General features: G+C 59.1%; 14 protein-coding genes. 4 read left to right on the top strand and 10 right to left on the bottom strand.

What is annotated here, in order from left to right:
* The 9 genes from lysS to ACIPIZ_RS19550 all read right to left on the bottom strand — a co-directional run.
* On the bottom strand, positions 1-1,331 hold a 1,331-nt coding region (gene lysS / locus ACIPIZ_RS19510; protein WP_401166801.1), incomplete at its 3' end, for a lysine--tRNA ligase.
* Positions 1,332-1,446: 115 nt separating this feature from the next.
* Positions 1,447-2,542, bottom strand: a protein-coding gene (gene prfB, locus ACIPIZ_RS19515; protein WP_105707287.1) for a peptide chain release factor 2 whose coding sequence is annotated in 2 segments (ribosomal slippage) — positions 1,447-2,469 and positions 2,471-2,542 — 1,095 coding nt in all. Because the reading frame shifts where the segments join, the coding sequence is not laid out codon by codon here.
* A gap of 209 nt (positions 2,543-2,751) precedes the next feature.
* Complete coding sequence (locus tag ACIPIZ_RS19520; RefSeq protein WP_064393226.1) at positions 2,752-3,753, bottom strand: PleD family two-component system response regulator; 1,002 nt, start codon at positions 3,751-3,753, stop codon at positions 2,752-2,754.
* Between the two features lie 48 nt (positions 3,754-3,801).
* Positions 3,802-4,812 (bottom strand): chemotaxis response regulator protein-glutamate methylesterase, encoded by a 1,011-nt coding sequence (locus ACIPIZ_RS19525; protein ID WP_105707284.1) that lies wholly within the window; start codon positions 4,810-4,812, stop codon positions 3,802-3,804.
* Positions 4,809-7,097, bottom strand: coding sequence for a hybrid sensor histidine kinase/response regulator (locus ACIPIZ_RS19530; RefSeq protein WP_401166805.1), 2,289 nt, complete (start codon positions 7,095-7,097; stop codon positions 4,809-4,811). The genes ACIPIZ_RS19525 and ACIPIZ_RS19530 overlap by 4 nt, the downstream gene beginning before the upstream one ends.
* A complete protein-coding gene (locus ACIPIZ_RS19535) occupies positions 7,094-7,777 on the bottom strand; it encodes a chemotaxis protein CheW (RefSeq protein ID WP_401166807.1) in 684 nt (227 codons plus the stop codon). Before ACIPIZ_RS19535 ends, ACIPIZ_RS19530 begins: the two co-directional genes overlap by 4 nt.
* Complete coding sequence (locus ACIPIZ_RS19540; protein ID WP_401166810.1) at positions 7,774-9,045, bottom strand: CheR family methyltransferase; 1,272 nt, start codon at positions 9,043-9,045, stop codon at positions 7,774-7,776. The genes ACIPIZ_RS19535 and ACIPIZ_RS19540 overlap by 4 nt, the downstream gene beginning before the upstream one ends.
* Positions 9,042-9,578, bottom strand: coding sequence for a chemotaxis protein CheW (locus tag ACIPIZ_RS19545; protein WP_401166812.1), 537 nt, complete (start codon positions 9,576-9,578; stop codon positions 9,042-9,044). The genes ACIPIZ_RS19540 and ACIPIZ_RS19545 overlap by 4 nt, the downstream gene beginning before the upstream one ends.
* Complete coding sequence (locus ACIPIZ_RS19550) at positions 9,578-11,200, bottom strand: methyl-accepting chemotaxis protein (RefSeq protein ID WP_064393231.1); 1,623 nt, start codon at positions 11,198-11,200, stop codon at positions 9,578-9,580. The genes ACIPIZ_RS19545 and ACIPIZ_RS19550 overlap by 1 nt, the downstream gene beginning before the upstream one ends.
* Positions 11,201-11,513: 313 nt before the next feature.
* Between ACIPIZ_RS19550 and ACIPIZ_RS19555 the strand changes: the two genes are divergently transcribed.
* Entirely contained in the window at positions 11,514-16,265 is a 4,752-nt protein-coding gene (locus tag ACIPIZ_RS19555; protein WP_401166815.1) for an RHS repeat-associated core domain-containing protein, read from the top strand.
* Position 16,266: 1 nt separating this feature from the next.
* Entirely contained in the window at positions 16,267-16,812 is a 546-nt protein-coding gene (locus ACIPIZ_RS19560; protein ID WP_064393232.1) for a CPCC family cysteine-rich protein, read from the top strand.
* A gap of 340 nt (positions 16,813-17,152) precedes the next feature.
* On the opposite strand, the gene ACIPIZ_RS19565 is transcribed toward ACIPIZ_RS19560, so the two are convergent.
* The gene (locus ACIPIZ_RS19565) at positions 17,153-17,875 is read right to left on the bottom strand and encodes a tellurite resistance TerB family protein (protein ID WP_064393233.1); all 723 of its coding nucleotides are present in this window, start codon (positions 17,873-17,875) and stop codon (positions 17,153-17,155) included.
* Between the two features lie 177 nt (positions 17,876-18,052).
* Here ACIPIZ_RS19565 and ACIPIZ_RS19570 point away from each other — a divergent pair, with 177 nt between their 5' ends.
* Positions 18,053-18,967, top strand: coding sequence for a LysR family transcriptional regulator (locus ACIPIZ_RS19570; protein WP_007967749.1), 915 nt, complete (start codon positions 18,053-18,055; stop codon positions 18,965-18,967).
* A gap of 131 nt (positions 18,968-19,098) precedes the next feature.
* Complete coding sequence (locus tag ACIPIZ_RS19575) at positions 19,099-20,556, top strand: gamma-aminobutyraldehyde dehydrogenase (protein WP_105707270.1); 1,458 nt, start codon at positions 19,099-19,101, stop codon at positions 20,554-20,556.
* The last annotated feature ends 33 nt before the right edge of the window (positions 20,557-20,589 follow it).

Genomic DNA, 20,589 nt, shown 5'->3' on the forward strand with positions numbered 1-20,589 from the left:
GCGTCCTTGTCGGCCACCTGCGCCATGAAGCGCTCGGCCTGGTCTTCCGCGTCGTTCAACTCGGAGTAGGCGTTGGCGATTTCACGGCCACCGATGAACAGCTCGAAACGATCAGTGACGTTCGGGTTGTCGTCGTTACGACGGGCCAGCGGCGACACTTCGAACGGGTACTGAGTGATGAAGTGTGGCTGCTCCAGCTTGTGCTCGACCAGTTCTTCGAAAATCATCACCTGCAGCTTGCCCAGACCTTCGAAGCCCAGCACCTTGGCGCCGGCCTTCTTGGCGATGGCGCGCGCCTTGTCGATGTCGTTCAGATCATCGGCGGTCAGCTCAGGGTTGTACTTGAGGATCGAGTCGAACACCGAGAGGCGTACGAACGGCTCGCCGAAGTGGAACACCTTGTCGCCGTACGGCACGTCGGTGCTGCCCAGAACCAGCTGCGCCAGTTCACGGAACAGTTCTTCGGTCAGGTCCATGTTGTCTTCGTAGTCGGCGTACGCCTGGTAGAACTCCAACATGGTGAATTCTGGGTTGTGACGCGTCGAAACGCCTTCGTTACGGAAGTTGCGGTTGATCTCGAAGACCTTTTCAAAGCCACCGACCACCAGACGCTTGAGGTACAGCTCCGGGGCGATACGCAGGAACATTTCCATGTCCAGCGCGTTGTGGTGGGTTTCGAACGGCTTGGCCGCAGCGCCGCCCGGAATGGTCTGCAGCATAGGCGTTTCGACTTCGAGGAAGTCACGCTTCATCAGGAAGCTGCGGATGTGCGCGATCACTTGCGAACGCACGCGGAAAGTCTGGCGCACTTCTTCGTTGACGATCAGGTCAACGTAACGCTGGCGGTAGCGTTGCTCAGTGTCGGTCAGGCCGTGGTGCTTGTCCGGCAGCGGACGCAGCGACTTGGTCAGCAGGCGCACGCTGGTCATTTCAACGTAGAGGTCGCCCTTGCCGGAACGCGCCAAGGTACCTTCGGCAGCAATGATGTCGCCCATGTCCCAGGTTTTCACCGCGGCCAGGGTGTCTTCCGACAGGGTTTTACGGTTGACGTAGACCTGGATGCGACCGGTCATGTCCTGGATCACCATGAACGAGCCACGGTTGAGCATGATGCGACCGGCAACCTTGACCGGGATTGCAGCCTCTGCCAGCTCTTCCTTGGTCTTGTCCGCGTATTTCTTCTGCAGATCTTCGCAGTAGTTTTCGCGGCGGAAGTCGTTCGGGAAGGCGTTGCCCTTGGCGCGCTCGGCAGCCAGCTTTTCCTTGCGCAGGGCGATCAGGGAGTTTTCTTCCTGTTGCAGGGCTTGCGGGTCGAGTTGTTGGTCGCTCATGTCTTTAGATATTCCATCAGGTTCGTTGCCCCCGGACCTTGCGGCCCGGGGATCGCCAGCAGGGCTGGCTCCTACAGGGATCGGTTTGGATCTGCCGATGCTGTATCGCGTCTTTTTACAGCCCGGATTTCAGGCTGGCATACAGGTATTCGTCGATGTCGCCGTCGAGTACCTTGTCGCAGTCGCTGCGTTCGATGTTGGTGCGCAGATCCTTGATCCGCGACGCATCGAGCACGTACGAGCGAATCTGGTGACCCCAGCCGATGTCCGACTTGGTGTCTTCCAGCGCTTGCGACGCGGCGTTGCGTTTCTGCATTTCCTGCTCGTACAACTTGGCCCGCAGCATTTTCATGGCGGTGTCCTTGTTGGCGTGCTGGGAACGTTCGTTCTGGCAGCTGACCACGGTGTTGGTCGGTACGTGGGTGATACGTACGGCCGAGTCGGTGGTGTTTACGTGCTGACCACCGGCACCGGAGGAACGATAGGTGTCGATCCGCAGGTCTGCCGGGTTGATTTCGATTTCGACCTTGTCGTCGATCTCTGGCGAGACGAACACCGCGGAGAACGAGGTGTGGCGACGGTTGCCGGAGTCGAACGGGCTCTTGCGCACCAGACGGTGCACGCCGATTTCGGTACGCAGCCAGCCAAAGGCGTATTCGCCCTTGATGTGCACGGTCGCACCTTTGATACCGGCGACTTCACCGGCGGACAGTTCCATGATGGTCGCGTCGAAACCGCGTTTATCCGCCCAGCGCAGGTACATGCGCAGGAGGATGTTGGCCCAGTCCTGGGCTTCGGTGCCGCCGGAACCGGCCTGGATGTCCAGGTAGGCGTTGTTCGGGTCCATTTCATGGCTGAACATGCGGCGGAATTCCAGCTTGGCCAGATTTTCCTCGAGACGGGCCAGCTCGGCGACGACATCGCCCACTGCGCCTTCGTCGTTTTCTTCGACGGCCATGTCCAGCAGGTCGCGGCAATCGGCCAGACCGGCGTTCAGTTCGTCGAGGGTATCGACGATCTGTGCCAGCGCGGCGCGCTCGCGACCCAGTTCCTGGGCGTATTCAGGTTTGTTCCAGACGCTTGGATCTTCAAGCTCGCGATTGACTTCAGTCAGACGCTCATGCTTTTGATCGTAGTCAAAGATACCCCCGAATAGTTTCGGAGCGCTCGGACAGGTCCTTGATGGTGTTCAGGATCGGGTTGATTTCCATGACGGGCAGCACTCGTTGGCGAACTTTTGAAAGCCGGCGAGTATAACGTAATCAGGCTGTGACGGCAGCCCGTCTGGCGGGTGTTGAGGCGATTCGCTTGACACATTTCACCTGTAGGAGCTGCCGAAGGCTGCGATCTTTTGACTTTGATTTTAGAAACAGATCAAAAGATCGCAGCCTGCGGCAGCTCCTACAGGGAATTGCGGCGGTTATTCGATGCCGACCTGGTTACGACCGTTGTTTTTGGCCAGGTACAGGCCACGATCTGCCGCCGAAATCAGCAGGCGGCAATCGTTGCCCGCCTGCGGCACCATGGTCGCCAGGCCAATGCTGATGGTCAGGCTCGCGCCATCCGCCGGGGTGTTGTGCGGAATCTTCAGCGAGGCCACGGTCTGCCGTAGCTTCTCGGCCACCAGCCGCGCGCCGCCCGGCGAGGTATTCGGCAACACCAGCGCAAACTCTTCGCCGCCATAACGGGCCGGCAAGTCCGACGGTCGCGCACTGGCGTCACGAATCGCCGTGGCGACCTTGCGCAGCGCTTCGTCGCCCTCGACGTGACCGAAGCTGTCGTTGTAGGACTTGAAGTAATCGACGTCGATCATCAGCAGCGACAACTGGCTCTGATCGCGCAGCGAACGGCGCCACTCCAGTTCCAGATACTCGTCAAAGTGACGGCGATTGGACAAACCGGTCAGGCCATCGGAGTTCATCAGCCGTTGCAGCACCAGATTGGTGTCGAGCAATTGCTGCTGGCTGACGCGCAGTGCACGGTAGGCGGCATCGCGCTGCAGCAGGGTCATGTAGGAACGCGAGTGATAGCGGATGCGCGCCACCAGTTCGATGGTGTCCGGCAGTTTCACCAGATAATCGTTGGCCCCGGCCGAAAACGCCGCGCTCTTGATCAGCGGATCTTCCTTGGTCGACAACACGATGATCGGAATGTCTTTGGTCGCCGGGTGATTACGGTATTCGCGCACCAGGCTGAGGCCATCGAGACCGGGCATGACCAGATCCTGAAGAATCACCGTCGGCTTGATCCGCACCGCTTGCGCGATGGCCTGATGCGGGTCGGAGCAGAAGTGGAAGTCGATGTTCTCTTCGTTCGACAGCCCACGGCGCACGGCTTCGCCGATCATCGCCTGATCGTCCACCAACAACACCATGGCGGCGTTTTCGTCGGTTTTAATGTCGTCGATCTGTAAGTCATTCATGGGCGGTCACCTGAGTACTGCGCGGGCCAGGATTGCGGATAAATCGGTTCATTTGGGGAAAATCTCCAGCAATCGTGGCGCTATCTTTTCCAGTGGACGAATTTCTACGGCGGCATCAATGGCTGCAGCGGCCTTGGGCATGCCGTACACCGCACTGCTTTGCTGATCCTGCGCGATGGTCAGGTACCCCTGTTGGCGCATGAGCTTAAGCCCTTGCGCCCCGTCGCGTCCCATCCCGGTCAATAAAACCCCGACCGCATCACCGTTCCAGTAACTGGCGACACTTTCGAAAAACACGTCGATGGAGGGCCGGTAGATCTCATTGACCGGCTCGGCGGTGTAAGCCAGCGTGCCGTTCTTGAGTAGACGAATATGATGGTTGGTGCCGGCCAGCAGCACCGCGCCGGCTTGCGGCGGTTCGCCTTCGCGGGCCAGACGTACATCCAGGCCGCTGGCACTGGCCAGCCATTCGGCCATGCCGGCGGCAAAGACCTGATCGACGTGCTGCACCAGCACAATCGCTGCCGAGAAGTCCCGGGGCAGGCCTTTGAGCAACACTTCCAGCGCTGCCGGGCCGCCCGCCGATGAACCGATCGCCACCAGTCGCTGGCGCGATCCCGAGCTGCGCGGAGGTGTCGGTGCCGGGCGCGAGCGCGGTGCCTTGTCGCCGATCAGCCAGCCAATATTGAGGATCTTGCGCAGCAACGGCGCCGCCGCTTCACGTGCATCACCGGCGCCGAGTGCCGGGGTATCGACCACGTCCAGCGCGCCGTGGCCCATGGCCTCGAAGACGCGATGGACATTCTGCTGGCGGTCGACCGTGACGATGACGATGGCGCACGGTGTCTCGGCCATGATCCGCCGGGTGGCTTCAACGCCGTCCATCACCGGCATGATCAAATCCATCAGGATCAGATCCGGGGTTTTTTCGGCGCACAACTGCACCGCCTCGGCGCCGTTGCGGGCGACCCAGACCACCTGATGCGCCGGCTCGAAGGCCAGTGCCCGGCGCAGCGCCTCCACCGCCATTGGCATGTCGTTGACGATTGCGATCTTCATGCCCGCGCTCCTCCGATGAGCTCGACCACTGCGTCGAGCAGGGCGTCGTCATGAAAACTGGCTTTGGCTAAATAATAGTCCGCCCCGGCGTCCAGGCCACGGCGACGATCCTCTTCACGATCCTTGTACGACACGACCATCACCGGCAGCGATTGCAGGCGGTTGTCGCGGCGCAACAGCGTGACCAGCTCGATGCCGTCCATGCGCGGCATATCGATGTCGGTGATGAGCAAATCGAAGTCCTCCGAACGCAGTGCGTTCCAACCGTCCATGCCGTCCACCGCCACCGCGACGTCGTAGCCGCGATTGAGCAGCAGCTTGCGTTGCAGTTCGCGTACGGTCAGCGAATCGTCGACCACCAGCACCCGCTTGCGCGCGGCCTCAGCGGCCTGATTGCCGTGGCGGGCGATGCGTTCCAGGCGTCCGGTATTGAGCAGCTTGTCGACCGAGCGCAGCATGTCCTCGACATCGACGATCAGCACCACCGAGCCATCATCGAGCAAGGCGCCGGCGGAGATGTCCTGCACTTTGCCCAGACGCTCGTCGAGTGGCAAGACCACCAGCGTGCGCTCGCCAATGAAGCGCTCGACCGCAACACCGTAAATGGCATCGCGCTCACGAATCACCACGACTTTAAGGGTTTCGCCGCTGTTCTGACTGGCCGGGCGGTTGAGCAACTGGCTGGCCGCAACCAGCCCGACGTGCTGGCATTCGTGCCAGAAATGCTGCCGGCCTTCGACCTGCACGATGTCTTCAGGGGCCAGATCACACATGCGTTCGATATGTGCCAGCGGGAAGGCATACGCCTCTTCGCCGACTTCCACCACCAGACTGCGCACCACCGACAAGGTCAGCGGTACTTCGAGATGGAAGCGACTGCCCTCGCCCGCTGCCTGTTCCAGCACCACGGCACCGCGCAACTGGCGAACCATGTGTTGAACGGCATCAAGGCCGACTCCCCGACCGGAAACTTCGGTGACCGTGTCGCGCAGGCTGAAACCGGGCAGGAACAGGAAGGTCAGCAGTTCCTCCTCGCTCAACTGCGCCGCGGTTTCGGCTGGGGACAACTGGCGTTCGACGATGCTGCGGCGGACCTTTTCCAGGTCGACACCGTTGCCGTCATCGCTTAACTCCAGCACCAGCAGACCGGCCTGATGCGAGGCGCGCAGGCGGATCAGGCCCTCCTCGGGTTTGCCTTTGAGCAGACGCTGCTCGGGGGTTTCGATGCCATGATCGACAGCGTTGCGCAGCAAATGGGTGAGCGGCGCTTCGAGTTTCTCCAGTACATCGCGGTCGACCTGCGTTTTTTCCCCTTCGATTTCCAGACGCACCTGCTTGCCCAGGCTACGGCCCAAATCACGAACCATGCGCACCTGACCGGTGAGCACGTCAGCGAACGGGCGCATGCGGCAAGCCAGCGCAGTGTCGTAGAGTACTTGGGCGCGCTGACTGGCCTGCCAGGCGAACTCGTCCAGCTCGGCGTTTTTCTCGCTGAGCAGTTGCTGGGATTCGGCGAGCAGACGCCGTGCATCTTCCAGCGCTTCCTGCGCCTCAAGGCTCAGCGCGTGTTCCTTGAGGTGTACGTTGAGGTTTTCCAGCGCGCGCAGACCGTTGTTCTGCATGCGCTTGAGGCGCTGCATGGTGGCCAGATGCGGCTTGAGGCGCTGGGTTTCCACCAGCGATTTGCTCGACAGATCGAGCAGGCTGTTCAGGCGTTCGGCGGTCACGCGCAAGACGCGTTCGCCACCTTCGGTGGTGCGTTTGTTTTTGCGTGGCGCCGATTCGGAGGATTCAACCGGCGCGTCCATGATCGGAGCTGGCGCGGGTTCAAAGAGCGGCGGCGCTTGAAGTTGCAACTCGGCCATCGGCGGTGCAATCCGCGTTGCCGGCGGCGTCGACGGATCGAGCAAACTCGCCATCAACGCCACGTATGCGTCGATATCACTCGGCTGCGGCGCATTCGCCGGGGTGGCGATGCGCATCAGCAAATCCGTGCCCTGCAACAACGCATCAATGTGTTCCGGACGCAGCAACAAGCGCCCTTCCTGCGCACTGACCAGGCAATCTTCCATGACATGGGCGACGCTGACGCCGCTGTCGATGCCGACAATCCGCGCCGCGCCCTTGAGCGAGTGCGCCGCACGCATGCACGATTCGAGTTGATCGGCCTGGGTCGGATTACGCTCCAGCGCCAGCAGCCCGGCGCTGAGCACTTGGGTCTGCGCTTCGGCTTCGAGGCTGAACAACTCCAGCAAGGAGGCGTCGCGCATTTGCTCGGGGGTCATGTCAGGCTCCGGGTCACGGCGGACAGCAACTGTTCTTCATCCAGCCAACGCAGGCTGCGACCGCGAAACTGCAAAACGCCACGGGTGAATTTGGCACTGGCTTGCTCACCGGATTGCGAGGCGGCATCAAGGATGCGCTCGTCGATGGCATGTATGCCGTCGACTTCATCCACCGGCACCACCACCGGCCCGCCATGGGCGGCGATGATCAACATGCGCGGCATGATTCGCCCACTGCTGGCCGGTGCAGCGCTGCCGTCCAGATCAAGCAATTCAACCAGCGACAGGCACGCCACCAGCGCGCCACGCACATTGGCCACGCCGAGCAAGGCCCGCGAGCGCTGATGCGGCAAGGAATGAATGGCCTGCAGCGGCGCGACTTCGACCAGGCTGCGCGTGGCCAGCCCCAGCCATTCTTCACCGAGGCGAAACATCAGCAGCGAACGGGTTTTCACATCCGTTTCGACGGTGCTGGCCACCGGGTCGCGCTCATCCTGCTGCAACGAATAACGGTCGAGCAGACGCGTGGCGGCGGCGGAATACACTGAGCAATTGCGGCAATGAATGTGCTCTTCCAGCAGCGGACAGGACTTGTCGCCATGGATGCCGATGCGGTTCCAGCAATCGTCGATCGCCCGGGCGTCTTCGTGGGTGACGTTCAAGGTGTCGGACGGGATCATCGTTTACGCTCACTGTCGGCGGTGCGGCCGCTGCGGGCGGCGCGCTCCTGCAATCGTCTGGCACCGACGCTGTCGCCCTGGGCCTGCAGCAATGCGGCCAAGTGCATCAACGCTTCGGGATGTTGCGGTTCTAGATACAGCGCCTTGCGGTAGAAACCTTGGGCTTCCAGCGTCAGGCCAGCGACATCGCTGAGCAGGCCTAGCCAGTAAAACACTTGGGCCACCGGTTCATGACTGCGCAGATACTGTTCACAGGCAGCCCGGGCTTCGGCGCTTTTGCCTTCGTTGGCCAGCGCGGCGATGTTCGCCAGCAATGTTGCCGCGTCCGGGTTGGTGCTGTTACGGGTGATCGGCAGTGGCGTTACGGCGCTGAACGGCCGATTGCGCACCGGAAGCGGCGACGGGCTGCGTGGCGCTGGACTGATCGGCAACGTGACAGGTTTAGGCGTCGGCAGCGGCTCGGGATGCGGATCGCTATGACGACTGAACGCGAAAGACTGCGGGATGCCGATCGAACGCATGCCCAAGCGTCCAAGCAGACTGCCCTCGGCCGGGCCGATAAACAGCACACCGTCGACATGCGTCAGGCGCTTGAGCACTTCGAACACTTGCTTCTGCGTGGGTTGATCGAAATAGATCAACAGGTTGCGGCAGAACACAAAATCGAACGCCGGCTCACTGGCCAGCAGCGCCGGATCGAGCACATTGCCGACTTGCAGACGCACCTGCTCGCGGACATTTTCATTGACCCGATGGCCGTCCTGCTCGGCGCTGAAATGCCGTTCGCGATAGTCCAGATCCTGGCCGCGAAACGAGTTCTTGCCGTACAGCGCCCGCCGCGCCTTTTCCACCGACAGCGGACTGACGTCCATGCCATCGACCTTGAACTGATGCGGCTTGAGCCCGGCATCGAGCAAAGCCATGGCAATCGAATAGGGTTCTTCGCCGGTGGAACACGGCAGGCTGAGAATGCGTAAGGCGCGCATGTTATTCAGCTCGTTGAGGCGATTTCGCGCCAGTTTGCCCAGGGTGGCGAACGATTCCGGGTAACGGAAAAACCAGGTTTCCGGGACGATCACTGCTTCGATCAGCGCTTGCTGTTCATCCCGCGAGCCTTGCAGCAACTGCCAATACTCATCGGCATGCGCGGCCTGCGAGAGCGTTGTGCGCTGGCGTACGGCGCGCTCGATGATCGCCGGGCCTACCGAGGTCACATCGAGGCCAATGCGTTCCTTGAGGAAGTCGAAAAAGCGCTGATCGTTGCTCATGGCTGCGCCTCAAGCTGCGCCGGGTCCAGCGGTGGATTGGGGAACAACAGAGTACGCACGGAATCATCAAGCAAGTCATTGACCCGCACCCATTGCACCAGCCCCTGCGCATCTTCGCGCACCGGGCCAAGGTACGGCGCCTCACGGTTATCGAGACCGTAAGGCTGAAATTCCTGCGGATGGCAGCGCAATGTATCGGTGGCCTGTTCGAGGATCAGCCCGAGCCATTGCGCCGCTTGCGTGGCGTCCGGGCGGTAGTTCACCAGCACCAGACGCGTGCTGGTGCGCGCCTCGGCCGATTGGCCGAACGTCAGCGCGCTGAGGTCGATCACTGGCACCACCGCGCCGCGATAAGCGAACACTCCGGCGACCCATTGGGGCGCGCGGGCAATCGCTTTCAACGGCAGGCGCGGCAGCACTTCCGCTACTTCGGTGGCGCGCAAGGCGTAACGCTCGCTGCCGATGCAAAACAGCAGGAACAGCGCCGGCTTCGCCACGGGCGCGGCACCGCGTTTGGCGATGATGTCGCTCATCAGACTTTGAATCGCGAAACGCCGCTGCGCAGCCCGACGGCCACCTGGCTCAGTTCGTCGATGGCGAAACTGGCCTGACGCAGCGACTCGACGGTCTGGCTGCTGGCATCGCCCAACTGCACCAGCGCATGGTTGATCTGCTCGGCGCCGGTGGCCTGGGCCTGCATGCCTTCATTGACCATCAACACCCGCGGCGCCAGCGCCTGCACTTGATGGATGATCTGCGACAGCTGCTCGCCGACCTGCTGCACTTCGGACATGCCGCGGCGCACTTCTTCGGAGAATTTGTCCATGCCCATCACCCCGGCCGACACCGCCGACTGAATCTCGCGGACCATTTGTTCGATGTCATAAGTGGCGACAGCGGTCTGATCCGCCAGACGTCGCACTTCGGTGGCGACCACGGCAAAACCGCGACCGTACTCACCGGCCTTCTCCGCTTCGATCGCGGCGTTGAGCGAGAGCAGGTTAGTCTGGTCGGCGACTTTGACGATGGTCACCACCACCTGATTAATGTTGCCGGCCTTCTCATTGAGAATTGCCAGTTTGGCGTTGACCAGATCGGCCGCGCCCATCACCGAGTGCATGGTGTCTTCCATCCGCGCCAGGCCTTGCTGGCCGGAACCGGCGAGTACCGAAGCCTGATCGGCGGCGGTCGATACTTCGGTCATGGTGCGCACCAGATCGCGCGAGGTGGCGGCGATCTCGCGGGAGGTCGCGCCGATCTCAGTGGTGGTCGCGGCGGTTTCGGTGGCGGTAGCTTGTTGCTGTTTGGAGGTAGCAGCGATTTCGGTGACCGACGTGGTCACTTGCACCGACGAGCGCTGGGCCTGGGACACTAGCGAGGTCAGCTCGGTCATCATGTCGTTGAAGCCGGTTTCGACAGCGCCGAACTCGTCCTTGCGGTCGAGGTTCAGGCGCGAACTGAGGTCGCCGGTGCGCATGGTTTCGAGGATCTTCACGATGCGGTTCATCGGCGCCATGATCGCGCGCATCAACAGCAAACCGCAGAGACCGGCAGCCAATACCGCAACCAGCAGGGAAATGAACATACTGACTTTAGCGGCGGCCACGGCATCGTCGATGTTGGCCATGGCCTGATCGGCGACTTTCTTGTTTTCGCCGATGATGTCGTTGAGTTTCGTGCGACCGCTGTACCACGCCGGCGTGAGCTTCTCGTGGAACAGTTTCACCGCATCGGCTTCCAGATTGCGCTTGTGCAAATCGAGCACCGCGTCTTGAATCTGCATGTAGTTATCGTGGTACTTCACGAAAGCGGCGAATTCGCTACGGTCCTCGTCGGTCGCCATGGTCTTGCGGTAATTCTCCATCTGCTCCTGCAGACGGCTCTCAAAGGACTTGTACTCGGCAGCGTCTTCGCTGCTGATGCCCTGACCTTCCTTGAGGCCGAGCAATTCCTGAGTCTGCAGATAGCTGTCGACCCAGGCACCACGAATCATCGAGCTGTAATAGACACCGGGAATCGCATCGTCGCGGACACTGTTTTCACTGGCTTCGATCTTCAACAGTCGCGAGTACGACAGCACCACCATCAGCAACATGATGGCGATAATCACCGCAAAACTCGCCAAAATGCGTTGGCGCAACGTCCAGTTCTTCACAGTGATTCCTCGTGCCTAGGTCGAAATGCGGGGAGTATAGCCGAGGGCGGTGTTTCATTTATAAGACGCTTTATCAGGGTTCAACCCTATACAAGTACCGGAGTAGACGCTCTGAAACTTTTTGCTACAGGAAAAGCGCAAATGGCTTGAATAGTCACTGGAAAGTTCAGCAACGTTTTGTCAGGTTACAGACGCTCTCAAGGGGTTAACCAAAGCGACAGGACCGTCGCCGGGTTAACAGAATGGCACGCTTGATGAGCTTCGCCGGCTTCCCGGGATTGGGGCTGGTTAACTCAAGGAAAGAGGTGACCGCATGAGCCCGTTAGTCATTGCAATCTTCGAAAAGCAGCCGGATCCCAAGATAGTTATCGGTAAATTCAAAAACTGCCTGGAAGACTACAAGTCCGCAGTCAAAAAATTGCCAGCATTGGAGGTTGAGCAAAAATTCAAAGTCGGTGACGAACTTCATCTTTCGACGCCACTAGACATCAAAGAACAGCCGAAGCACTTCGCCACCTGCCCCAAGAGCGGCAAACTCACCTTGATCCACAGCTTCGAGTCCGCGCGATTCGTGCCGATTGGCAACACACCTGTGCTACTGGAACCGGTAGACGCGAACAACAACATCATCGGTAAATCGACTCTCACCAACATCGGGCCGAGTGGTATTGAAGAAGTGCCGAATCTTCTGCCCGCCCAACGCTACCGGATTACGTTTTTCCCCTCCACCGGCAAAGATGACATTGAGCGTCTGTTCCAGTCCTACGATGTCGTCATCAATGACGTGAGCCTCTGGCTGGAGAGCGAATGGAAAGAATTCAGATTTCTCTGGCAAGAGCACACCAACGCATCCTTGCCCGGGCGCGCGGCCAAACTGTTGCTGGCTGAGATTGGCGGGTTTTGGGGCTTCGTCATGAGCATCTGGGAAGATCTCGAGGATCTCTTCGATCTGGTAAGCGATCCGCTCAAACACTATGAGAAGCTGAAGAAATTTTTCACCGACGACAGCATCAAGCGCATATATGACGCTGCGACCGAAGCGCGCCGAATAGCAATGCTGATTGCCTGCGACGAGCCGCTGCTGTGGATTTACATTTCTGCTGCCTGGGCCTGGGCGTCCATGCTGCCTCCCCAGACCCGCACGGAAGTGCTGGCCAGATTGAAAACGGAAATACTCTACGTCGTCCTCAGCGTCATATTCACCGCAGGTCTTGGCATCGCATTACGAGCCAGTGCAAAGGCCGTGACCGTTACGTTGAAAGCAGACAAAGCGCTCAAGTTGATTGAAAAACTGACCGCGAACCTGGTGGCCATTAGTCGCAAGCACTTCAAAACCCATGCGCAGGCGTACACGCCGGTAGCTTTGAGTGGGACAACGGTCGCCAGTACGGGCATCAAGGCAACAAGCAACATTACTCCCCACGTGCCGGCACAACTAGCCTCCCCCATGAAACCGCCCGCCCCCGCCGCAGGGGGAGAAGTCATACCCGATTCGCAGATTCACGCACGGCGTAAAACCCGCAGCGACACGCGCGTGGAACAACAGGAAAAGATTGATAACGCACCTGAGCAATCCAGAAACGCGGCGGATCAGCCTACACAGCGCGTTGAAAAAACCTGCGCCAAAGATGACCCTGTCTCGATGGTCACCGGCGAAGAATTGCTCACCCTGACTGACGGCGAACTCGCCGGCTCGCTACCCCTGGAGTGGACCCGCCTCTACCGTACCAGCGCGGTTGAAATCGACAGTCGTCTGGGCCATGGCTGGAGCCATTCGCTTTCACACCGACTGGATATCGAAGATGAAGGCGTCGTCTGGACTGACCATGAAAACCGTCAAACCCGCTTCCCCATGCCGACTGAACAACGGCCGGCGATCAGCAATAGTCTGGCGCAAGCGGCCATTTTTCTGGGGGATGTGCCGGGCGAACTCATTCTGACCCAGGCCGGGCCGAAAACACGCTTCTACCATTTCCGCGCAGGGCGACTGACAGCCCTCAGCGATGCCTACGAAAATCGCCTGCATCTCAGCTATGACTTTGTCGGTCGCATTCAACGCATCGACAATGGCGCGGGCAGCTGCCTGCTGCTGCGTTATGACGATCGTCACATCGTGGCGGTCGACCGACAGCAACTACGTGTCGAGTACAACGATCGCGGTGAACGTCAGGAACCTTGGCTAACCCTCCAGACGCTGGTCACCTACAGCTACAACGACCACAGTCAGCTAGTCTGCGCGATCAATGCGGCAGGTGAGGCCGAACATTATCGATACAACGAACGACACGTCATTGTGGAACGGCAATTAGCCGGCGGAGCCTGTTTCTTCTGGGAGTGGGAGCGTGAAGGAAAACTGTCTCGCTGCGTTCGCCACTGGGCCAACTATTCGCAGTTGGAAGCGCGGTACGAATGGGATGACAAAGGCTCTGTCACCGCATACAACTCGGACGGCAGCACCCAGGTTTACCTGCATGACAAAAACGCGCGCTTGCTCAGCGAGACGGCTCCGGACGGCGGCGAAACACAGAACGCCTATGACGATCAAGGTCGTCTGGTCGCCATAAAAGATCCAATGGGCGCGATCACCGAGTATCAGTACAACAACGCGGGGCGCTTGATGGCGGTGTTCCCGCCGGAAGGAGAGCCGACCTGTTACAACTACTTCAACGGGCAGCTCACTTACGTGCGCAGAGGCAAGGCTCGCTGGAAATACGAGCGCAACCGTCAGGGTGATATCACCCGGCAAATCGATCCCGACGACAACGAAACCCACTACAGCTACAACCCACAGGGTCGATTGCTGGAAATTCGTCATCCCGATGGCAGCCACCATCAGTTGGGCTGGAACAATCTCGGCCAGTTGCTGGAAGAACGCCTGCCGGACGGAGGTCAACGCAAATATCGCTACGATGCGCTCGGCCGGCAAATAACCCGACAGGACGAATTTGGCGCGATCACCCATTACCAATGGGACGCTGTCGATCGCCTGACCCAGATCACTCTGCCGGGCGGCGCCACCCGGGCTTTCAGTTACAACCCTTACGGTCGCGTCACCGCTGAACGGGATGAACTTGGGCGGATCACCCGTTACGAATACGCTGATAACCTGCATCTCGTCAGCCGCCGGATCAATCCTGACGGCAGCCAGCTGCGTTATCGCTACGACAACGCAGGTCTGCTGCTCACCGAAATCGAAAACGAGCACGGCGAGCACTACCACCTCGATTACTTCGCCAATGGCTTGATTCAGCAGGAAACCGGTTTCGATGGCCGTCGGACCGCGTATGAATACGATCTCAATGGCCAACTGCTGAAGAAAACCGAATTCGGAGACAACGGCAGCGACCTGGTCACCGAGTATCAGCGCGACGCCGCCGGACGACTGTTGGTAAAAATCTTGCCCGACGGCGATGAAATCCACTACGGCTACGATGCCCTCGGGCGCTTGGTAAATGTCGATGACGGAAACTGGCCGCTCGCCTACGAATACGACGAGCAGGATCGTCTGATCACTGAGCACCAAGGCTGGGGCACTACGCGTTATGAATACGACAGCGTCGGCCAACTGAGCCATTGCCGTCTCCCGGACGGCAGCAAGCTTGATTACCGCCATCTGCCCGGCGGGCGCCTGAGCAGCATTGACCTCAACGGTTCACGCCTGACAGCTCACCAATTCAGCGCCGGTCGAGAACAGCGACGCCAACAGGGTTTGCTGCTCAGCCAATACCAATACGATGAACAGGGCCGCCTGCAAGCCCATAGCATCAGCCAGCGGGATAAAAACCTGTTTCACCGTCGTTATAACTACGCGGCGAACGGTAACCTCGTGGGCGTCGACGACAGCCGCAAAGGCAACCGCAGCTATCATTACGATCCGCTCGATCGTCTCCTCAGCGTCCGTGGTGCGATGCCGGAAAGCTTCGCCCATGACCCGGCGGGCAATCTCCTCGGCCAGAACGACCTGCCCGTGGCCAACCTCGCCAATGTCAAAGGCAACCGCCTGCTCATGCAAGGCGACCGCCACTACGATTACGACGCTTACGGTAATTTGAGCCGTGAACGTCGCGGTGCTGGCCAGAGGCTGGTCACCGAATACCGTTACGACTGCCAACAACGGTTGATCAGCCTCAGCCTGCCGGACGGCAGAATCGCTAGCTACAAATACGACGCCTTTGGCCGCCGCATCGAAAAAACCGTCGACGGACAAACCACAGAATTTCTCTGGCAAGGCGAACGCCTCATCGCCGAAAGCGCCGATAATCGATACCGCAGCTACATCTATGAGCCCGGCAGCTTCCGCCCACTGGCGATGCTCGATGGTGAAGGCCCACTTAAGGCCACACCGTTTTACTACCAACTCGACCACCTCGGCACGCCACAGGAACTGACTGATTACAGCGGCGAGATCATGTGGTCAGCGAATTACCGCGCTTACGGCAATCTTGCCGCACTGGACGTCGCCAAAATCGACAACCCGCTGCGATTCCAAGGCCAGTATTTCGATGCCGAAACCGGGCTACATTACAACCGACACCGCTACTACAATCCGGGCACTGGGCGGTTTTTGACGCCGGATCCGATCAAACTTGCGGGTGGGTTGAATAGCTACCAGTACGTGCCTAACCCTACAGGGTGGGTGGATCCGCTGGGGTTGAATAATTGTCCTGGTGGCGGAAAATGCACTCCCGGCCAAGGCGCTGAAACTCCAGAGGAGAAAGCTCGTGTCAATCAGGGAGAAATGTCGCCACCTACAGCGGCTTCAATAAACTGGAGAGGATTTTCGGCCGGAAAATTGCAGCCTCATTATCAGAAGCACGTAGTTGACCAGAAGGAGTTCGGAGATATAAGCCAAGCTGAATATCTTAAACAGGCTAAAGAATTTTCCAAGGAATCGGGAGCTTTCAACGAAACGAATGTCGGAAACACTGTAATCAAGCATGATCCAGCTACTGGAAGAATATTTATAGGGAATTTGAAATCGCGAGAGATCAGGACATTCTATCGGGAGGACGGGAGAAGCGCGGACCCATTCCAATCCGCTATTGACTTAGCCAAGGGGCTGTAAAATGAACATTATTGACCGAAGCGAAGCAATAGAAAAAATCGCAACAAACACTCTGAATTCGCTTAGTCACGAAGAGCGAGAATCTCAGCTTCTCAACTGGTGGAGTATCGATGAAAGCAATCCTGACTTCTTCTCCCTTTCAGAGACCCTGCAGCAGACAATTCTCGCTAACGATGACTTGCCCTATGACATTCAAGACAGCAAATACAACGAACTCATCCTGCTAGCTCTAAGATCAGCATATAAAGGAGTAACAAACTCATTCCTATCGAGAGAACTAAACTCACTCAATATAGGGAAATATGAAACGCATGGGAAAGTAGAGCTTTTAGAGGCTTGCCCTTGCTGTGGCTATCGCACACTTCCTTCGCTAGCGAACTATGAAGTCTGCGATTTGTGCAGCTGGGAGGATGACGGCACATCAGAGCTTGAAAACTATAGTCCCCCCAATCACATGACCCTGAGAGAAGCGAAGGAGAAGTTTTCAAAAAAAACCGAAGATTTGCCTTTAGACAAGTGGATCAATAGTAAAACGCAGGCTTTATAAATCGTACCCAACCAACTATCAACTCAACTAAGGAGAATAGAATTGATACATGGGATGAATTAGACGGCGGCACGTTTTTTACCAAAAATTTTCAAGCACCACACCCATTGGTGAAATAGCACAAGATTCTATGAACACAGAAAATAACAGACCGGCGAATACTGGACCTTGATCCCCCCGACTCACCACCATTCAAGCGACACCAGTCGGGATTTAATACTTACCGCACCGGAATCAACTGCAACAGCAGCGTAATCTTCTCCAGGTTTTATTTAAAATTGAATCTATACTCGCAAAAAAACCGCAGCAAATTGCTACGGTTTTTCTCTGAAGTGCGGCCTTAAACAGTAGCCAACCGCACCTGCTTCTCCAGCTCCACTTTCAACCCCGGCTCCAGCTTAAGCTGCTTCGCCAGTTCATCCAGATACGCCTTCTCCATAAAGTTCTCCTCATCCACCAGCATCACGCTGGCGATGTACATCTCCGCCGCCATTTCCGGCGTACCCGCAGCGCGGGCGACATCGGTCGGGTCGAGCGGTTTGTTGAGCTCGGCGTGCAGCCAGTGTTGCAGCTCCTGGTCGTTGTCGAGCTTGATGAACTCGCCTTCGATCAATTGCCGCTCGCGATCATCGATGTGGCCGTCGGCCTTGGCGGCAGCGACCAGCGCTTTGAGAATCGCCTGACTGTGTTGCTCGGCTTGTGCCGGTGGCAGGCGATCCAGCGTTTGCGGTTCGCTTTGCGGTGCAGTGCCTTTCTGCGCGTTGTAGTTGCCGTAGGCTTTGTAAGCCAGCACGCCCAGCGCAGCGAGGCCGCCGTAGATCGCGACTTTGCCGCCGACCTTGCGCACTTTCTTGTTACCGAGCAGCAAACCCATCGCGCCAGCCGCCAACGCACCGCCACCTGCACCTGATAGCAGACTGCCGAGGCCACCGGAACCAGAAGCGCCGCCTAGCAAACCGCCCAAGCCGCCCGCAGCCGGTTTGTTCTGCGTTCCGCCAGCCTTGTTCTGCAACAGATCCTGACCGGATCTGAGCAGTTGATCGAGCAATCCACGGGTGTTCATGTTCCGCCTCCAAAACAGGGTTTATCCGGATCTATAAGGCCTCCAGCCTAGTTCGAAAGTGCCCCTGACCGACTTACGAGTGTGCTTCCAGATGTTGCTCAGCTCACACAGGCCCTTCGCGAAAATAGATATACACTCAGGCCAATCTATAAAAACCGCCCACTGGGTAACCTTGTCATGATGACCCTGCGTCAGATTCGTCACTTCATCGCTGTGGCCGAGACAGGCTCGATCTCCGCCGCCGCGCAAACCGCATTCATTTCCCAATCGACCCTGACCCTGGCGATCCAGCAACTGGAAGAAGAAATTGGCGTCAGTCTGTTCAGCCGTCACGCCAAAGGCATGACTCTTACGCACCAAGGTCATCAGTTCCTACGCCAGGCGCACCTGATTCTCGCAACGGTGGACAACGCCAAACGCAGCCTGCAGCAGAGCACCGATCAGGTCGCCGGGCAGTTGATCGTCGGCGTGACCAGTCTGGTTGCGGGTTATTACCTGGCGGATTTGCTTACCCGGTTTCAACGTGCCTACCCCAACGTCGAAATCCGCGTGATGGAAGACGAGCGCCCGTACATCGAGCATTTGCTGGTCAGCGGCGAGATTGACGTCGGTGTGCTGATCCTCTCCAACCTCGAAGACCGCCACGCGTTGCAGACTGAAGTGCTGACCCATTCGCCGCACCGATTGTGGCTTCCAGCCCAGCATCCGCTGCTGGAACACGACAGCATCAACCTCGCCGACGTCGCTCGCGAACCACTAATTCAACTCAACGTTGATGAAATGGATCGCAACGCCCAACGCCTGTGGCGCGGCGCTGGCCTGCAACCAAAAATCACTTTGAGAACCGCATCGACGGAGGCTGTGCGAAGTCTGGTCGCAGCCGGTTTGGGCGTGTCGATCCAGCCGGACATGACTTATCGCCCATGGTCACTGGAGGGCGACATCATCGAAGCACGACCAATCGCCGACCTCAATCAGACGCTGGACGTAGGGTTGGCCTGGCGCCGTGGCACAGCCCGCCCTGCTCTCGTCGACCCTTTCCTCACCGTCGCCCGCGAACAACCCCACGGCGGGCGCAAGCCATCTATTTAATCGAACGCTGCCTTCAGTATTTAGAATTTGTCGACCTAGGAGCCGCGCACTAGTCTTGCTGCATCTATAAGACGGTCGGTTCCCGATATCAGGGAGCAACAATGGCCACACAAGAAAAGAGATCGCGGAAAATGGCTGGCGCGCAGACCCCGATGTGTACCGCGTTGTTGATCGACGGCGAACTGGTCGCAGGCCAGGGTTTCGTCGAGCCGATCCTCAATCCGGCCACCGGTGAAATCCTCACGCACATCGCCGAAGCCAGCACAGAGCAGGTCGAAGCCGCGATCCTCGCTGCCCACCGCGCCTTCGCCGAATGGTCACGCACCACGCCGCAGCAACGCTCGAACCTGTTGCTCGACATCGCCAACGCTGTCGAAAAACACGCCGATCACCTCGCCCGCCTCGAGTCGCTGAACTGCGGCAAGCCGTTGCACCTGGCGCGTCAGGACGATCTGACGGCGACCGTCGATGTGTTCCGTTTCTTCGCCGGCGCCGTGCGTTGCCAGACTGGCCAGCTCAGCGGCGAATACCTGCCGGGCTACACCAGCATGGTCCGGCGCGACCCGATTGGCGTGGTCGCTTCGATTGCGCCGTGGAACTACCCGATCATGATGGCCGCGTGGAAAATCGCCCCGGCCCTCGCCGCTGGCAACACGCTGGTGTTCAAACCGTCCGAGCACACTCCGCTGTCGATCCTCGCCCTGGCCCCAGCGCTGGCCGAAATCCTTCCGCGCGGGGTGATCAACATCATCTGCGGTGGCGGCGAAGGCGTCGGCAGCCATTTGGTCGGCCACGCCAAGGTGCGCATGGTCTCGCTGACCGGCGATATCGTCACCGGCCAGAAAATCCTTCAGGCCGCCGCGAAAACCCTGAAACGCACGCACCTCGAACTCGGCGGCAAAGCCCCGGTGATCGTCTGCAACGACGCTGACATTCAGGCCGTGGTCGAAGGCGTGCGCACCTACGGTTACTACAACGCTGGCCAAGACTGCACCGCCGCCTGCCGGATCTACGCGCAGGCCGGGATCCACGACAAATTGGTCGCAGAGCTTGGCGCCGCCGTCAGCAGCCTGCGCTTCGCCGGCAAACGTGATGCCGACAACGAGATCGGCCCGCTGATCAGCACCCGCCAGCGCGACCGCGTCGCCAGTTTCGTCGAACGCGCCCTCGGTCAGCCGCACATCGAACGCGTAACCGGTGCGGCGGTGCATTCCGGCGCCGGTTTCTACTATCAACCGACGTTGCTCGCCGGTTGCAAACAGAGCGACGAAATCGTCCAGCGCGAAGTGTTCGGCCCGGTGGTCACCGTGACCCGTTTCGACGAGCTCGCGCAGGCCGTCGACTGGGCCAACGACTCCGAATACGGCCTCGCCTCGTCGGTGTGGACACAGAATCTGGACAAGGCCATGCAGGTCGCCGCGCGTCTGCAGTACGGCTGCACGTGGATCAACAGCCATTTCATGCTGGTCAGCGAAATGCCCCACGGTGGCCTGAAACGTTCGGGTTACGGCAAAGACTTATCCAGTGATTCGCTGCAGGACTACAGCGTGGTGCGGCACATCATGGCCCGCCACGGCCAGCATCTCTGACTACGCTAATAACAAGCCGAAAACGGCATGCTT

Origin of the sequence: Pseudomonas sp. NPDC087690 (assembly GCF_044743175.1) — a bacterium.
Lineage (GTDB): Bacteria > Pseudomonadota > Gammaproteobacteria > Pseudomonadales > Pseudomonadaceae > Aquipseudomonas.

Bases quoted from the DNA above. Each gene is read 5' to 3' on its own strand.
- ACIPIZ_RS19520 (WP_064393226.1), bottom strand. From the start codon at position 3,753: ATGAATGACTTACAGATCGACGACATTAAAACCGACGAAAACGCCGCC.
- ACIPIZ_RS19525 (WP_105707284.1), bottom strand. From the start codon at position 4,812: ATGAAGATCGCAATCGTCAACGACATGCCAATGGCGGTGGAGGCGCTG.
- ACIPIZ_RS19530 (WP_401166805.1), bottom strand. From the start codon at position 7,097: ATGACCCCCGAGCAAATGCGCGACGCCTCCTTGCTGGAGTTGTTCAGC.
- ACIPIZ_RS19535 (WP_401166807.1), bottom strand. From the start codon at position 7,777: ATGATCCCGTCCGACACCTTGAACGTCACCCACGAAGACGCCCGGGCG.
- ACIPIZ_RS19540 (WP_401166810.1), bottom strand. From the start codon at position 9,045: ATGAGCAACGATCAGCGCTTTTTCGACTTCCTCAAGGAACGCATTGGC.
- ACIPIZ_RS19545 (WP_401166812.1), bottom strand. From the start codon at position 9,578: ATGAGCGACATCATCGCCAAACGCGGTGCCGCGCCCGTGGCGAAGCCG.
- ACIPIZ_RS19555 (WP_401166815.1), top strand. From the start codon at position 11,514: ATGAGCCCGTTAGTCATTGCAATCTTCGAAAAGCAGCCGGATCCCAAG.
- ACIPIZ_RS19560 (WP_064393232.1), top strand. From the start codon at position 16,267: ATGAACATTATTGACCGAAGCGAAGCAATAGAAAAAATCGCAACAAAC.
- ACIPIZ_RS19565 (WP_064393233.1), bottom strand. From the start codon at position 17,875: ATGAACACCCGTGGATTGCTCGATCAACTGCTCAGATCCGGTCAGGAT.
- ACIPIZ_RS19570 (WP_007967749.1), top strand. From the start codon at position 18,053: ATGATGACCCTGCGTCAGATTCGTCACTTCATCGCTGTGGCCGAGACA.
- ACIPIZ_RS19575 (WP_105707270.1), top strand. From the start codon at position 19,099: ATGGCTGGCGCGCAGACCCCGATGTGTACCGCGTTGTTGATCGACGGC.